The sequence below is a fragment of the Corynebacterium sp. UMB2355A genome, from assembly GCF_033877495.1.
Lineage (GTDB): Bacteria > Actinomycetota > Actinomycetes > Mycobacteriales > Mycobacteriaceae > Corynebacterium > Corynebacterium pseudogenitalium.
Window position 1 is genome coordinate 164,403 of the sequence record NZ_CP138855.1, and the last position, 15,882, is coordinate 180,284.

16 protein-coding genes are annotated in these 15,882 nt (G+C 55.4%); 8 read left to right on the top strand and 8 right to left on the bottom strand.

Features of this window, described 5'->3' with window-relative positions; genetic code table 11:
• Nucleotides 1-10 precede the first annotated feature (10 nt).
• On the bottom strand, nt 11-856 hold the full coding sequence (locus tag R0V12_RS00815; protein ID WP_252930874.1) for a DUF3097 domain-containing protein: 846 nt from the start codon (nt 854-856) through the stop codon (nt 11-13).
• Between the two features lie 33 nt (nt 857-889).
• Between R0V12_RS00815 and R0V12_RS00820 the strand changes: the two genes are divergently transcribed.
• Nucleotides 890-1,639, top strand: coding sequence for a hypothetical protein (locus tag R0V12_RS00820; protein ID WP_070362450.1), 750 nt, complete (start codon nt 890-892; stop codon nt 1,637-1,639).
• Here R0V12_RS00820 and R0V12_RS00825 read toward each other — a convergent pair.
• The 3 genes from R0V12_RS00825 to R0V12_RS00835 all read right to left on the bottom strand — a co-directional run bounded on the left by R0V12_RS00825 (nt 1,629) and on the right by R0V12_RS00835 (nt 5,281).
• The gene (locus tag R0V12_RS00825; RefSeq protein WP_083290777.1) at nt 1,629-2,681 is read right to left on the bottom strand and encodes a ferrochelatase; all 1,053 of its coding nucleotides are present in this window, start codon (nt 2,679-2,681) and stop codon (nt 1,629-1,631) included. The two genes, R0V12_RS00820 and R0V12_RS00825, sit on opposite strands and share 11 nt — an antisense overlap.
• Nucleotides 2,682-2,700: 19 nt before the next feature.
• Entirely contained in the window at nt 2,701-4,248 is a 1,548-nt protein-coding gene (locus tag R0V12_RS00830) for an NlpC/P60 family protein (protein WP_070477201.1), read from the bottom strand.
• Between the two features lie 547 nt (nt 4,249-4,795).
• Nucleotides 4,796-5,281 (bottom strand): Rv1476 family membrane protein, encoded by a 486-nt coding sequence (locus R0V12_RS00835; RefSeq protein ID WP_141742142.1) that lies wholly within the window; start codon nt 5,279-5,281, stop codon nt 4,796-4,798.
• A gap of 288 nt (nt 5,282-5,569) precedes the next feature.
• On the opposite strand from R0V12_RS00835, the gene acnA reads away from it, so the two are divergent.
• The 7 genes from acnA to R0V12_RS00870 all read left to right on the top strand — a co-directional run bounded on the left by acnA (nt 5,570) and on the right by R0V12_RS00870 (nt 12,820).
• Nucleotides 5,570-8,350 carry an aconitate hydratase AcnA gene (gene acnA / locus R0V12_RS00840; RefSeq protein WP_070477099.1) on the top strand — a complete coding sequence of 927 codons (2,781 nt, stop codon included), beginning with the start codon at nt 5,570-5,572 and terminating at the stop codon, nt 8,348-8,350.
• A 113-nt stretch (nt 8,351-8,463) separates the two neighbouring features.
• The gene (locus R0V12_RS00845; protein ID WP_070362446.1) at nt 8,464-9,027 is read left to right on the top strand and encodes a TetR/AcrR family transcriptional regulator; all 564 of its coding nucleotides are present in this window, start codon (nt 8,464-8,466) and stop codon (nt 9,025-9,027) included.
• A gap of 26 nt (nt 9,028-9,053) precedes the next feature.
• Nucleotides 9,054-9,782 carry a glutamine amidotransferase-related protein gene (locus R0V12_RS00850; RefSeq protein WP_070362445.1) on the top strand — a complete coding sequence of 243 codons (729 nt, stop codon included), beginning with the start codon at nt 9,054-9,056 and terminating at the stop codon, nt 9,780-9,782.
• A gap of 39 nt (nt 9,783-9,821) precedes the next feature.
• On the top strand, nt 9,822-10,091 hold the full coding sequence (locus tag R0V12_RS00855; protein WP_070477096.1) for an ACT domain-containing protein: 270 nt from the start codon (nt 9,822-9,824) through the stop codon (nt 10,089-10,091).
• A 63-nt stretch (nt 10,092-10,154) separates the two neighbouring features.
• Nucleotides 10,155-11,474: a PFL family protein gene (locus tag R0V12_RS00860; protein ID WP_070477199.1), complete on the top strand. Its 1,320-nt coding sequence runs from the start codon at nt 10,155-10,157 to the stop codon at nt 11,472-11,474.
• Nucleotides 11,475-11,523: 49 nt separating this feature from the next.
• Nucleotides 11,524-12,222: a MerR family transcriptional regulator gene (locus tag R0V12_RS00865; protein ID WP_071572614.1), complete on the top strand. Its 699-nt coding sequence runs from the start codon at nt 11,524-11,526 to the stop codon at nt 12,220-12,222.
• On the top strand, nt 12,215-12,820 hold the full coding sequence (locus R0V12_RS00870; RefSeq protein WP_070477092.1) for a hypothetical protein: 606 nt from the start codon (nt 12,215-12,217) through the stop codon (nt 12,818-12,820). Before R0V12_RS00865 ends, R0V12_RS00870 begins: the two co-directional genes overlap by 8 nt.
• Here the strand turns inward: R0V12_RS00870 and R0V12_RS00875 are convergent.
• From R0V12_RS00875 to sufU, 4 genes are all read right to left on the bottom strand, one after another.
• Entirely contained in the window at nt 12,801-13,043 is a 243-nt protein-coding gene (locus R0V12_RS00875; protein WP_070477090.1) for a PLDc N-terminal domain-containing protein, read from the bottom strand. The two genes, R0V12_RS00870 and R0V12_RS00875, sit on opposite strands and share 20 nt — an antisense overlap.
• 317 nt (nt 13,044-13,360) lie before the next feature.
• Nucleotides 13,361-14,989: an ABC-F family ATP-binding cassette domain-containing protein gene (locus R0V12_RS00880; protein WP_070477088.1), complete on the bottom strand. Its 1,629-nt coding sequence runs from the start codon at nt 14,987-14,989 to the stop codon at nt 13,361-13,363.
• 44 nt (nt 14,990-15,033) lie between these two features.
• On the bottom strand, nt 15,034-15,426 hold the full coding sequence (locus R0V12_RS00885) for a metal-sulfur cluster assembly factor (RefSeq protein WP_070362441.1): 393 nt from the start codon (nt 15,424-15,426) through the stop codon (nt 15,034-15,036).
• Between the two features lie 12 nt (nt 15,427-15,438).
• The gene (gene sufU, locus R0V12_RS00890) at nt 15,439-15,882 is read right to left on the bottom strand and encodes a Fe-S cluster assembly sulfur transfer protein SufU (protein WP_070362440.1); all 444 of its coding nucleotides are present in this window, start codon (nt 15,880-15,882) and stop codon (nt 15,439-15,441) included.

Consider the following 15,882-nt stretch of genomic DNA (forward strand, 5'->3'; position numbering starts at 1 on the left):
AACGATTCGGTCAGCAGTCGGATTTCTTAAGCTGCGGATTGGTGACAAAATCCACGAGTCGCTCAACTGCGCCGATAAGGGTGGAATCAAGATCTCGGTATGTCTCGACAGCATCGTAGACACGCCGCCAGCCATCCTTCGGGCTGCCCCACCCGGCGCGTTGGCATACCCCTGTCTTCCAATCCTCTCCGTAAGGCACCTTTGGCCAGTTCTTCAACCCAACTCGTTCCGGCTTGACGGCTTCCCAAATGTCGATGTATGGGTGGCCTGTGACAAGTACGTGTGGGCCTACCCCCTCGACGAGGCGGGACTCTTTTGTGCCGTCGATGAGGTGGTCAGCAAGCACACCGATGCGTCGCCCCGGTCCCGGGTGGAACTCCTCCAGCCTGTCGCTCAAGTTGTCAAGCCCCTCAAGATACTCAACGACGACACCTTCGACTTTGAGGTCGTGCCCCCATACCTTCTGTACGATAGCGGCGTCGTGAATACCTTCCACCCAAATACGGCTAGGCTGCGCAACTTTCGCTTTCGCGTTAACTACTTTTCGTGAACCGGAGTTTGAGCGGGTGCTCGATTCCTGCTGCGGAGCGACATAGCGGTGTAAGGAGACTCGCTGTCCCTCTACTTCGAAGGCTCCGGGAAGCATCTTAAAAAGGCGTTGTTGCCCGTGCCTGTCCTCAAGACGAACGAAATCACCGTCGTACGTACGCTCAAAACCAACTACGGCTCCCACGAATTCGTCGCCCACAATCTCAACGATGATGCCCGGCTCTGCGGGGATGCTGGGATACTTGGGCTTCTTGTTGCGCGAATGCCCTTGGAAAATATCTCCGCTGTAACGATTATCCGGTGTCATAGTGGCACTAGTCTATCGGTTACCATCAGACGAATGAATCTTCGCGCGCATGTTTACTCGCCACTGCAAAACACTGCGGTGTGGATCGCAGCGTGGTTGTATCACGTGACGTCGACAGACGAAACGCTCGCAGCACTTGACGAGCTCGGTGGAGGCCACCATTATGGCACCGGTGGGGGCGTAGAATTGCTCACCGAAATTCGCAGGGTAGCTAATCTTGAGTCCCGCGAGCCGGTCGTGCGGCTAGTCCTAGGTGGAGCGGGCGACACTCCTGCGCTGTGGGCGCACACAGCAGCGGCGGAAGCAATGACGGATGCAGGAGCCTTGATCATCATCGGGGCAGAAGGGCTCTATCACATTCTCATTCCGAGCTTCGAAACAGACGGCGTGCACTGGCGGTGGTTCGAGGATTATCGACGCCCACCAGAACCAGACTGGCTATCTCCTGGTGAGGCCGACCAAATGCTGAGAAGCGCAACAGATCAAGCTGCGATGATGATTGAGGCCGTCGCCCAGCCCAACGAAACGCTGTCCTCACCCCGACTGACGGTCGGCCATATCACCGATTTCTATGACACCCCAGGATTGCCAATTGCCACCACGCCAAGGGCAGCTCAGATTTTTGCGCGCGCGGATAGAGTCTCGGCGATCGTCGAGACGGTGACAGATCGGCTGGGAGATCACTCTTTTGATCAGCACTTGCTCGTATTGGGAAGGAGCATCCGAAGAGCGCGAACAGCAGGCGTTGCGGAAGCCGTTCGCGATTTTCGGGCTACTCGGTAACGCGCGGACGAATCGGAGCGCAGCAATCAGTGTGGCAAGGAACACCATTTTCGGTGCAGCCCTGCACCGAAATCGTGGACAGCGTAGGAGGCGTCGTGCCGCGGCTAATGCATTCTGCAATGTCAACGATCATCGATGCGAACCGCGGCTCGAGACCGATAGTCGGGACCCTGGTGAATTCAACGCCGAGCTTGTCGCACTCAGCCTTCAATTCGGTATCGAGATCCCACACAACCTCCATATGGTCAGTCAAGAACCCGATCGGCACGCAAACGATGTGAGTGACTCCCTGTTGATGGAGCTCCTTGACGCGGTCGATAATATCGGGCTCTAGCCACGGAGTCTGCGGGTTGCCGGAACGCGATTGCCAAACGTTTTCGTAAGTCTCTACTCCTGCATGCTCTGCGACGAGGCGCGAAGCCTCAAGGACCTGTCGCGAGTAAAGATGTGCGTCCTCGTGGCCGCCAGCGGCGGCATCTGCAGCTGTGGGAATTGAGTGCGCCGAGAAGAGGATCCGGGTCGTTCGCAAAGCCTTGTCATCAAGTGACTCCATTGCTTGCTTCAACGAATCGCCCATGAGCCGGACAAACGTTGGGTGCCCGTAGAACTGCCACAGTTTTGTGAAATGCAGCTCAGGGTGTGCCTGGTGCAACCGAGCAATATCCTCATCATACTGACGGCAAGCGGAGTAACCGCCCCAAGCGCTCGTAGCGAAAACGAGGATGTCCCGATGCCCAGCTTCTGAGATTTCGCGTGCGGTATCTTCTGCGAAAGGATGCCAATTCCGATTTCCGAAATAGACCGGAAGATTATGCCCCCGCCTACTCAGCTCGGCACGAAGCTGCTCGATGATTTCTAGATTTTGGCCATTAATTGGGCTCACTCCACCGAAGTGGAAATAGTGCTCACCAACTACTTTCAACCGCTCTTTCGGGATGCCCCTGCCGCGTGTGACATTTTCGAGGAATGGAATTACTTCGTCCTCCCCTTCTGGTCCACCGAAAGAGAGCACGAGCAACGCATCGAAATTTTTGAATGCCATGGGGAATGATTCTAATGAACTAAAGCAGACGGACTGCATTCGCTGACATACCAGACCAACGAACTGGAGCAATCTGAACATTCTGGCCAGCTTGGGGAGCCTCGATCATCATGCCGTCGCCGAGGTAAATTGCCACGTGCTGACTGCCGCCAGGGCCCCAGAACAAGAGATCGCCACGCTGTGCTTCACTCGGCGCAACTGGAGTTCCTCGCTGGTACTGGTAGCCCGTGTAGTGCGGCAGCGAAATTCCTACGCCAGCAAAGGCGTAGAGCACAAGCCCAGAGCAATCGAATCCAGACATGCTCCCGCCATTCACACCCACAGTTGGACCATTCGCGTCACCACCGCCCCAAACATACGGCGTACCGATCATCGCTTCGGCACGTGCGATTACTGTCTCTACAGACGAAGAATTTGCCGACGGTGCTAAGGCAGACCGAACTTCATTCGTAATCGACTCGAAGGTGCCAACTGCAGGAACGACCTGTGACAGATCGGAAGTAGCAGACTCAGGCTGACCAGCGGAGGAATCAGCAGCCAGAACACTATTGAGTCCCTGTGCGAAAGCAGCAATGACTTCACTTGTGCTCGAGCCTCCATAGGGGTTCGCTGTTTCGCTGTGATCAGGCTGAGAGGAACCAACGAGGGCTTCAGAAGCGACGATGGTTGCTGCTTGGGTCAGCAAGTCAGTGACATCGCTCCCCTCGGAGTACTCCAGCCGCGGCGTATCTGCCTGGTTGGAGACCTCCACATATCCACCTGTACGCTGCGCCGTATTCACGGCTTGTACTAGTGCTTGCTCATTTGGAACGTCAGCTCCGGGAGCAATTTCGTTCACTCGTTCTTCGACGGCGTCAAGAAGCTCAGGCGAAACCTCATACGTTTCAGCTGGAGTCTCGTGAACCTCAGCTGACTGCGGCGCAGGGCTATTTGAGATGCCACGTTCCTGCGCGACGTCGCTCTCGATGCTGTTCAACTCCGCAGATGCAGCCTCACGCTGCTCAATGACATCGTCTAGCTGTGAAGACAGAGAGGCAAGCTCATCACGCGTAGCGGTTTCAGCGGCCACAGCTTCATCCGCAGCCTGCTGCGCAACTTCACTGGCCTGGCGCTGCAGAGATTCATCGTTCGCAGCCTCGAGGCGAGCTTGCTCAACTTCGGCAAGCTTTTGCTGTTTTTCCTCGCTTCGTTGACGGAGAAAGAGTGAACGGTCAAGTACATCCTTTTGCGATTGCTCTCCACCGAGTGCCTGAATCGGGCTTCCACCAGCGGAGTTGCGATACTGCGACCGAGTCACTGCGGATAGCTCAGCACGAGCTTTCTCAACTGCCGCCTGCGATTCCTCCAGACGACGCTTCGCCTCCTCAGCACCGCGGCGTGCCTGCTCAGAACGAGACTGAGCATCATGGAGGTCTACAAAAGCACGATTTGCCGCTTCCCGTAGTTGACCAATTTTCAGGTCTAGTTCGGCGATCTCAGCTTGCGATGCTGAAAGCTTGGCTACTAGAGCAGACGCAGTTGACTGCGCTGCGGGAGCAGCAACAGCAGGGCCCACAGGAGAGCTCAATGAAAAAGCCAACGCGAAACTGGTTGAACAAGCAAGGGTGCTGGACCAAACCTGGCGAGCACGCGTTCGCGTGCTCTTCGACGGGGTAACCACGAAGGTGCTCCTCACGCCGCACCCAACATCAACTCATGCAAAGTCTCACGCCGGGCAAGCAAGCGAGTGACTAGCTCGCTGTCAGGCAAACCCGACCTGTGAAGACTCCGCGTGCTGAGACGAGTACGGCTCTGTTAAATCGACTACTGAAAACAGCCTCACGGTTGTGTACGACGCAAACATAGACGTGGTTTGACTGGACCACACGTGTCAAAAGTCAGTGCAACTTCCTTGACTAGAGGAAAGCTCTGGCACGTTTGCAACACACCTCAGCTCATGAGGCAACAAACAAACCATACGACACTTAACTGATTTGTTACACAAACTTTATCTTCAGTAACAGAAGTTAAGGATTTTCACTTGACGACGAGAGCTCTAACCTTGGATTATGTAGGCACAAAAGTAGCAGTGTGATTATCGTCACTTAAAAGTTGCTAATCGAAATGTCAAGTCTCTACGCCTGACGCCAATTCTGGATAGCGGTGGCTCCACACGTGACGATGAGGACTACTGCAACCGCAATCAATACCGAAATCCAATCAAGCTGCCTAGAGGTTGCCTCTTGCAGAAACTGCGCCACCCCATCTTCGTAGCTTGAGGCCCGTACAGAGGCGAGCTGGCCAGCCTCGATTGAGGAACGTGGAAACTTTTCTGATGTAGCAATGGCGACATTGGGCGTTCGGATATAGATAGTTTCGATTCCGGTGGCAAGATTGAGGTCTTGCGCCAGATCTCTTAACTCAGGAATGCGGGGAGGCGTCGAGTCGAGAAAAACGAGCCCCACATTAAGGCCAGAATGATCATGCGCGCTCGACAAGGTGGAAGATAGTGACTGTTCCAGGCTGCCGGTGCCTTCATTGACAGTCTCGAATGCGATACCGTCAATATTGAGCTGATCTACAAGGCTATCGAATCGTGGATCTGGATTTTGGTATTGCATGTCGCGGCTACATTCCTCTGCGGTCGATGGGCCCCTCATTCTATCCTGTATGGCGATAACCGCCTTGTACTCCCCCGTACGGTTCGCCTTAACTGCGGAGATTGTTGGGTTGTGCCCCAAATGGGGGGTTTAGCTCCATTTTTTCTCAAATCTTCCCTGTTGGACAACAAACATTACATCCGTACTGTTATCATTGCTACGCATAGGCGGTTAATCGCATATCTTTGAGGTTGACCGTTTGGACCTTGTTCCAATTTATCTGGTTTACGACGAGAAACGGAGCTTACTGTGACCGAAAGCAAGAACTCCTTTAACGCCAAGAAGTCGCTTCAGGTCGGCGAGAAGTCTTATGACTACTTCGCACTTGATGCGGTTGAAGGCATGGAGAAACTTCCATACTCCCTCAAGGTTCTTGGTGAAAACCTCCTCCGCACTGAGGACGGCAAGAACGTGACCAAGAAACACATCGAGGCTATCGCGAACTGGGATCCAGATGCCGAGCCATCTGTAGAAATTCAGTTCACCCCTGCCCGCGTCCTTATGCAGGACTTTACTGGTGTTCCTTGTGTCGTGGACCTGGCCACGATGCGTGAGGCAGTTTCCACACTCGGCGGTGATCCTGATCAGGTCAACCCGCTGAACCCAGCCGAGATGGTCATCGACCACTCTGTGATCATCGAGGCGTTCGGTTCCACCAACGCTCTCGACAAGAACGTCGCAATCGAGTACCAACGCAACGAGGAGCGCTACCAGTTCCTGCGATGGGGTGCTGAGAACTTCTCGAACTTCCGCGTTGTGCCACCGGGGACCGGTATCGTTCACCAGGTCAACATTGAGTACCTCTCCCGCGTTGTATTCGATAACGATGGAGTTGCATACCCAGACACCTGTATTGGTACCGACTCCCACACCACCATGGAAAATGGCCTTGGCATCCTGGGCTGGGGCGTTGGCGGTATTGAGGCTGAGGCTGCAATGCTTGGCCAGCCAGTTTCGATGTTGATCCCACGCGTTGTCGGATTCAAGCTCACCGGTGAGATTCCTGCCGGCGTCACCGCTACCGATGTTGTGTTGACGATTACCGAGATGCTGCGCGAGCACGGCGTGGTTCAGAAGTTCGTCGAGTTCTACGGCAATGGTGTAAAGCAGATCCCACTTGCAAACCGTGCGACGATCGGCAACATGTCGCCTGAGTTCGGCTCCACCTGTGCGATCTTCCCAATCGATGAAGAGACCATCAACTACCTGCACCTTACCGGTCGTTCCCAGGAGGACATCGACCGTGTGGAGGCATACGCGAAGGCTCAGGGCATGTGGCTTGAGCAGGACGCTCCAGAGGCGAAGTACTCCGAATACTTGGAGCTTGATCTCTCAACGGTCGTTCCGTCAATCGCTGGCCCGAAGCGTCCGCAGGACCGCATCCTCCTGTCCGAATCCAAGGACACCTTCCGTAAGCAGCTGCCGGACTACAACGATGCTGGCAACGAGACCTTCGAGCCAGTTCGTGCGGCGAAGGTTGAGACAGTTGACTTCAATCAGTCCTGGCCTGCAAATGGAGAATCTGCAGCGGTCGGCGCAGAGGGTCGTGCTTCGAAGCCCGTTATCGTTGAGTCGCCGCAGGGTGGCGAGTACACCCTGGATCACGGCATGGTTGCGATTGCAGCTATTACTTCCTGCACCAACACTTCCAACCCATCGGTCATGGTTGGCGCTGCTCTGCTCGCACGCAAGGCTGCGGAAAAGGGTCTGAAGGCGAAGCCATGGGTTAAGACAATCATGGCACCGGGTTCCCAGGTTGTCGACGGCTACTACGAACGCGCCGATCTCTGGAAGGACCTCGAGGCTGTTGGCTTCTACCTCACCGGCTTCGGCTGTGCATCCTGCATCGGTAACTCTGGTCCTCTGCCAACAGAGGTCTCCGACGCTATCAACGAATACGACCTGACCGCGACCGCAGTCCTGTCTGGCAACCGTAACTTCGAGGGCCGCATTTCTCCTGACGTCAAGATGAACTACTTGGCTTCGCCTCTGCTCGTCATCGCCTACTCCATCGCTGGCACGATGGACTTCGATTTCGAGACCCAGCCACTTGGTCTGGACCAGGATGGCAACGACGTCTTCCTGAAGGATGTATGGCCATCAACTGAGGAAATTGAATCCACCATTGCTGGCACAATCTCCCGTGAAATGTACGAGGCTGACTACGCCGACGTCTTCAAGGGTGACAAGCAGTGGCAGGATCTGGATATCCCAACCGGCAAGACATTCGAGTGGAACGACGATTCCACGTACATCCGCAAGGCCCCGTACTTTGACGGAATGCCAGCTGAGCCAAACGACGTTTCGGACATCGATGGTGCTCGCGTACTTGCCAAGTTGGGTGACTCTGTGACGACGGACCACATCTCCCCTGCTTCGTCCATCAAGCCAGGTACGCCGGCAGCAAACTACCTCGATGCAAACGGCGTCAAGCGTCAGGACTACAACTCCTTCGGCTCACGTCGTGGTAACCACGAGGTCATGGTTCGCGGTACCTTTGCCAACATCCGTCTCCGCAACGAGCTTGTTGAAGACGCTGGTGGCTACACTCGCGACTTCACCCAGGAAGGTGCACCGCAGGCATTCATCTACGATGCTGCACAGAACTACCAGGCCGCTGGTATTCCGCTTGTCGTCCTGGCAGGCAAGGAATACGGCACTGGTTCTTCCCGCGACTGGGCTGCAAAGGGCACGAAGCTGCTCGGCGTCCGCGCTGTCATCGCTGAGTCCTTCGAGCGTATTCACCGTTCGAACCTCATCGGCATGGGCGTGCTTCCACTGCAGTTCCCAGAAGGAAAGTCTCACGCATCGCTCGGGCTCGACGGCACAGAGACGATCTCCATTAGCGGCATCACAGCGTTCAATGAGAACGGAACGATCCCTGAGACCGTCCGTGTATCCGCAACGAAGGATTCCGGCGAGACCGTAGAATTCGACGCTGTAGTCCGCGTAGATACACCAGGTGAGGCTGAATACTACCGTCACGGTGGTATTTTGCAGTATGTTCTTCGCCAGATGGTCAAGAACTAACACCGTAGTTACGTAACACGCTTGAGGGGTCTCCGCGGTATGTGGTGACCCCTTAAGTCTTTCTTTTTCTCCAATGCAATTATTAAGTAGCTCGAAAGGTTGGGCGCCTGACTATGCCGATCATTAGTGATGCAGAGCTCGCGCGGCGTCGCAAAGAAATCTTGGATGCGTCGAGAGCATGCTTCGCCAAGTATGGGTTTGAAGGAGCTACCGTAGCTCGTTTGGAAAAGGCCACTGGCAAAACGCGTGGTGCTATTTTTCATCACTTCGTAGACAAGGAAACGTTGTTTCTCGCCATCGCCAGCGAGGACGCTGAACGCCAAGCTGAGGTAGTTAGCCGACAGGGGCTCGTAGAAGTTATGCACGACCTCTTGCAACATCCGGAAGAAAATGACTGGTTCGTGACGCGTTCTGAGATTGTTCGAAAGCTCCGCACAGATCCTGCATTTGAAGCTCGGTGGAGGAAGCACCAGGAAGTACTTGATGAGGCTGTGCGGAAACGGCTGGAATCGAATACGGCGATGCGGCAAGATGTGCCAATTGAAGTAATGCAGACCTATCTAGAGACAGTTCTGGAAGGGTTCATAATCAAATTGGCCGCAGGTGAGCCACCAGAGCAGCTGGAAGCAATGCTAGACGTTGTCGAGCAGTCTGTTCGATCTTCGGTTTCTAGCTAGCTACCGGGCGATATAGACTGTTCGTCATGTCTAAGTTGCTTATGGTGTCGCTGCGAAATGGTGAGATCGGTGCTGACGTTGCTCACGCCGAGTACAACGACGTACTCAAAGCGACGAAGATGGATCAGACAGCTATAGAGCTCTGTCATATCTCTGACGAGCACGCCCAGCTGAAGTCACTGGATTCAGTTGAAGGCGTGATCGTTGGAGGTTGTTCTTTAAACGTTTCAGATGCACATACCTCAGCGTGGGCGCAGCATGTAGATGCTGTGCTCACTGAGGTTGTGGAATCTGGAAAACCCGTGTTCTTCGTTTGTTTCGGAACGAGCTGGCTGGTGCACTACCTCGGAGGAAACATCGTTCACACGCATCCAGAGGACTCTGGCCCGACACAGGTTTCGCTTTCAGACGCCGGTAAACGTGACGTACTGCTTCAGGGGTTCCCAGGGAACTTCACAGCGCTGACCGGACATACCGAGAATCCTGACGAGTCCACCCTCCCGCCCTCACTTGAGATATTGGCAGTTGGGAATAGTTGTCCGGTTCAGATGATTCGGTACGGTGATCATGTTTGGGCGACGCAATTTCATGCGGAGATGGATGCCAAAGCAATGCAGACTCGTATGGACTTCTTCGCTAACTATGGGTACTTCTCTCCGGAAGACTACGACAAGATCGTAAAGGGGCTGCCTCTTCACGATGTTTCGTGGGCAAACAGAATTTTACAATCATTTACGCAATACTGCGTGGGTTGAGTAGAAACAACTTGTTTCTGGTAGCTAGAATTCCTACTTATGCATGCAATCATCACAACCACAGGTAAAGACCGTGTAGGCATCATCGCAGGAGTTGCGATCGCCGCGGCTGAGGTAAACCTCAATATCGTAGATGTTTCCCAAACTCTCATGGATGACTTCTTCACCATGATCATGCGTGTGGAACTTCCCGAAGGCGATGTAAACATGGAATTACTGCAAACTCACCTTTCAGCAGCTGGTGAATCTTTGGGGGTCATTGTTCGGATCCAGTCCGAGGACCTTTTCACCGCCATGAACGAAATCTAGGGAGGGGTTGCTGTGGCTGTTGATTTTGATTTCAAGTCCCAACACATTCTTGACGTCATCAAGATGATTGAGGACTACCGGCTGGACATTCGTACTGTAACAATGGGAATCTCACTCATCGGTTGTACACGTCCCACTATGGATGCAACGTGCCAGGCGGTCTACGACAGAGTGACGACGAAGGCAGCCCGTCTGGTAGAAGTTTGCCAGGACATTGAACGCGAGCTCGGTATTCCCATTGTGAACAAGCGAGTCTCCGTTTCTCCCATTGCTTTGGTCGCAGCTGGGGTGGACGGCAATCCGGTCGACATTGCAAAAGCGCTTGACAAAGCGGCGGGTGAGCTGGGAGTCAACTTCGTAGGTGGTTACTCGGCGCTCGTTGAAAAGGGGGCAACCACCTCTGATATGCGTCTCATCGAGTCCATTCCGGAGGCATTGACCGTCACGGAGAACGTGTGTGGCTCGGTGAACATCGCTACTTCCCGTGCTGGTATCAACATGGATGCTGTCGCGAAGATGGGGCGCGTCGTGAAAGAGGCAGCGGAGCTGACCAAAGACCGTTCTTCGATTGCGTGCGCAAAGCTTGTTGTGTTCGCAAATGCTGTGGGTGATAACCCATTTATGGCCGGAGCGTTCCATGGCATTGAGGAGCCTGACGCGGTTGTTTCAGTTGGTGTATCAGGCCCTGGTGTCGTCGACAATGCGATCCAGCGGCTCGGAAAAGCCAGCTTGAACGAGGTAGCTGAAGAGATCAAGAAGGCTGCGTTCAAGATCACCCGCGCAGGCCAGCTGGTTGGCAACCTTGCTTCAGAACGTCTCGGAGTGCCATTTGGCATCGTCGATCTCTCCTTGGCGCCGACTGCTGAGGTTGGTGACTCCGTTGCGCATATCCTCGAGCACATGGGGCTAGAGCAGGTCGGCACGCACGGTACGACGGCTGCGCTCGCGCTTCTTAACGACGCCGTCAAAAAGGGCGGCATGATGGCATGCTCCCGTGTCGGAGGGCTTTCTGGATCCTTTATTCCGGTTTCGGAAGATAAGGGCATGATTGATGCGGTCCGCGCTGGATCCATCAGTATGGACAAGCTCGAAGCGATGACGTCGATCTGCTCTGTCGGGTTTGACATGATCGCCATTCCTGGCGACACCTCCGCGGAGACCATCGCGGGGATGATCGCTGATGAGGCTGCAATCGGCGTCATGAACCATAAGACCACCGCAGCGCGCCTCATCCCCGTCCCCGACACCAAGCCAGGTGACGAGGTAAACTTCGGCGGCCTGCTCGGCTACGCGCCGGTCATCCCGGTCAATACGAAGAGCAGCGCGGAGATGATCCAGCGCGGCGGCTTCATTCCGGCACCTGTGCACGGGTTTAGGAACTAGGCGTGCTTTCCTTGACCCTCACATTGTGTGAGGGTTTAGGTTTGAAGGCGTGAAGATTTCAGATGTTGCCGTGGCCGCAGGTTGCTCCGTACGTTCAGTGCGCCACCTGCACCAAAGCGGAGCCGTAGCAGAGCCCGCTCGCACGAGTAGCAACTACCGGGAGTACACGATCAGCGACCTCGCTGCTGTGGTCCGGGCTCGTGCGCTTATCGACGCCGGCGTGCCCATCGCCGACGTCGCAGCAAAAGACACAGCGCTTGTGGTCGAGCATGCTCTAGACCAGCTGGATAGCCGCATTGCCCACCTGCAGCAGCAGCGAAAAAGGCTGGCCAGGCTTGCGTCCAATCCTTCTGGCGCGCCGGAGGATATCCGCCAAGCACTGGGTGGAGTATTCACCGACCCGCAGGCGCTCCAGCGCGAGCTGGACGCGTGGGATCTCATGGCGCTGACCGGGGTTACCACTGCCGCCACGTGGGACCAGCTACGTACAAACCTCAACGATCCGGAGTGCGTCAAGGCAGCCCGCGCCGCCGAGAAACTCTGGGACGACCTGGGGGAAATGCGGCCGCGGGACAGCAACGTAGCCGAAACCGCCGCGCGCTTTCGCGAGCTCCTCCCCCACGGGCTGCTCCGGGGCGTTCTCTCTACCCTCCAGCCTGGTGACGTACCACTCGGTGTACACGATGTGCCGACCCGTGGCGCGCAACGAGTCGTGCTGCAGGCGTTGGCGGAGGGCTTCGATGGATAAGGTCCTCTCACTGTGGAAGAGGCATCCAGGCTTCCGTCTTGCACGCTACGAGCTCGAACTGTACCTCGATTTACTGCGGTGGATTCGCGGCCACCGGCTCGTGCCAGAGGATGCGGAGGTCCTCCCCCACCCGCCAGGGCGATTGCAGATGCTCGTGAGCGTGGTTTCGGTCTTGTGCATTGAGATGGTGGTGGTTCACCTGCTCCTACCCGAAAGCACGGTGCGGTTAATTGCGCTGCTGCTGTCCATCTGGGGCGTTGTGTACGTCGCCTCGCTGATCGGCAGCGAACGCATTCGGCCGAGCTACGTTGCCGATGACGTAACAGTACTGCGCCGCGGCAAGCTAGTGTTTGCCGAAATCCCGTCCTCGCTCATCAAGCAAAAACACCACCAACGAACGTTTGCGTCCGAGGTGTCTATTGACGGCGAGACGCTCACTGTAGGCGGGGCAGGTGGCACCGACACGCTTCTAGATCTCAGCGAGGCGATCGACGTCGCCGGTGATCGCTACCCCTGGCAGCGACCCCGGATGCAACCAGTGACTCAAATCCGTTACTACGCCGGGGGTGCACGTGAATCTAGCGCTTCTTCCCGATAAGGAAGTAAGACACCCAGCCAAAGGTGTTTACCACGCCGATGATCGGCGTCCACAGCCACTTGGGGCCACGCAATTTGCTGTCTTCGGCCCTTGCGAGGTCGCGCAGCGCAACTGCTTTGCCGACTGTATCCATCGCCGCAAGCACTCCTACGATAGTTTTTTGGTCTGTTGACATGCTATTCCATGCGTCACGCAGGAACTTCAGGTTTTCGTTGTTGGCCATGTGGTCAGTCTACGCGTCGGTTAGAACAGTACGTTATTGCGCGGTGTGCCGATCACCACACCGTTGAGTCACACGCTAGTCAGGACAAGCGTAACCACAGTGCTTTCGGAGTCAGGCGGCGCCTCAATAAGCGAGCTGCCTGGTGTTATCACGTGCTCCAGCAGCCTCACTGATTGATTGTCGGCGATTCTTCGTCCATAAATATTTTGCGGCCGATCGAGGGCGCATTAGCGGTAATCTGGTAACTCGAATCTCCGTTTTAGTCCTCGATCTCGTAGCTGGTGGACAACAAGACCACTAACATTTTGCAGGTAGTTTTAAGCCAATTCGACGATCTCCATATACTCGTCGCTCCATAGATCTTCATCGCCTTCAGGCATGATAATCACTCGCTCAGGCTCAAGCGCTTCGACGGCTCCAGGGTCATGCGTGACAAGGACGACAGCGCCGGAATAGGTTTTCAGTGCATCCAACACCTGTTGTCGGGACTGCGGGTCCAAGTTGTTCGTCGGCTCGTCAAGAAGAAGGACATTCGCCCGTGAGGAAACAAGCGTTGCCAATGCCAGCCTCGTTTTCTCACCACCCGATAGCGTTCCGGCCGGTTGGTCTAGCTTGTCGCCCGAGAACATGAACGCGCCAAGCAGCCCGCGTAAATCTTGCTGCCCGGCATCAGGGCATGCCTCGATCGTGTTTTCCCACACCGTTTTGGCACCGTCGATGGTGTCATGCTCCTGCGCGAAGTAGCCGATGCGAAGTCCGTGACCGGTGACCAAACCGCCTTCCCCATCAGTACGTTCGACGCCAGCGAGTAGCTTCAACAGCGTAGTTTTGCCAGCACCGTTGGTGCCGAGTACTACGACGCGGGAGCCTTTGTCTACAGCCAGGTCAACGCCGGCAAACACCTCAAGAGAACCGTACATCTTGGTTAGTCCCTTGCCGTAGAGCGGGGTCTTCCCACAGGGGGCGGGCTCTGGGAACTTAATGGAGGCGAACTTATCCGCCACACGGATATCATCAAGTTCACCCATCATGCGCTCAGCGCGAGCAAGCATCTGTTTAGCAGCTGCAGCCTTCGTCGCCTTCGCTCCGAGTTTGGCCGCCTGTTTTTGCAGTGCGGAAGCTTTCTTTTCCGCATTAGCGCGTTCACGGCGGCGTCGTGCTTCATCGAGTGCCCTGGCATCCTGGTACTTCTTGAAGCCCATGTTGTAGACATCAGCCTCAGCGCGCACTGCATCAAGGAACCAAATCTTATTGCATACTGCCTCAAGCAACTCAACATCGTGCGAAATCATGATCAAGCCACCATCGTGCTTGCTCAAGAACGAACGCAGCCATGTAATAGAGTCCGCGTCGAGGTGGTTAGTGGGCTCGTCGAGAAGCAGTGTGGTTTGGGACTTTCCAGAACCCGCCCGAGAGGCGAAAAGGATCTGTGCCAACTCCACGCGACGGCGTTGACCACCGCTGAGGGTACTGAGCTGTTGGTCGAGCACTCGTGCTGGAAGCCCGAGGTTGTCACAAATCTGCGCAGCCTCTGCGTTCGCCTCGTAACCGCCTAGCGCGTGGTACTGCTCTTCGAGCCGGGAAAACTTCTCGATTGCTTTATCACGGGTCGCACCATCTGACTCTTCCATGATGGAACGCTGCCGATCCATCGAGCGTTGGATCTGATCAAGGCCTCGCGCCGAAAGAACGCGATCTCGGGCACTCTGCTCGATATTGCCTTCTTTGGAGTCTTGTGGCAGGTATCCGATCTCGCCAGTACGAGTAACCGTGCCCGCGTAGGGTTCTGTTTCTCCTGCGAGGATTCGCATCGTAGTGGTCTTCCCGGCACCATTTCGGCCGACGAGACCGATTCTGTCACCAGGTTGAACACGGAGATGCTGCCCAGGCGCTTCGAGAAGCGTCCGGGCTCCTACACGGACTTCGAGATCATTAGTAACAATCACAAAGGGTTACTCTACAAGGCCGCGTGAGTAGACGAAAACGTGGTCTAAACAGCGAAACCTAGTGCACGCAACTGCTCGCGCCCTTCTTCCGTAATCATCTGCGGTCCCCATGGTGGCATCCACACCCAATTGATGACGACTTCATCACACACAGTATTCGTCGTGATAGCGTGATCAGCTTGTTCTTCGATGACATCGGTAAGCGGGCAAGCCGGCGAAGTCAACGTCATGTTGACGACTGCTCGGTGGACATTATCGTTAGTTTCTACCCACACGTCATAGACAAGTCCAAGGTCAACAACATTGATACCCAACTCGGGGTCAATGACGTCGTGTAGGTACTCCTCTACTTCACCACAGATTTTGAGCTGTTCCTCGGTCTGTGCTGGCCGCTCGTCGCCATCGCCAAGGTTCGAAGTGTGATCGTTATCCACCATATTTTCGCCTTTCTATTTGTCTAACGCCTCGGACGTGGCGGCTTCAAATGCTTTCCAGCCCAACAACGCACACTTGACGCGAGCTGGGAACTTAGAAACACCTGCGAACGCAATGCCATCGCCGATGGCTTCCGGATCCCCTTCTTTGGTCCCGCGAGAGGTGATCATTTCCTCAAACGAGTGCAACTTTTCCATCGCATCCGCAACAGGTAGCCCCACCAGTTCTTCTGTCATCACACTGGTTGAGGCTTGGGAGATCGAGCAACCTTGAGCATCGTAAGAGACGTCTTCAACCGTCTTTCCGTCGGCAGACAGGTGCACACGCAGCGTCAGCTCATCACCGCAAGATGGGTTGACGTGGTGCACCTCCGCTTCGTACGGTTCGCGCAGCCCCTTATGCCGTGGGTTCTTGTAATGGTCCAAGATTACTTCTTGGTACATAGACTCTAGGTTCAT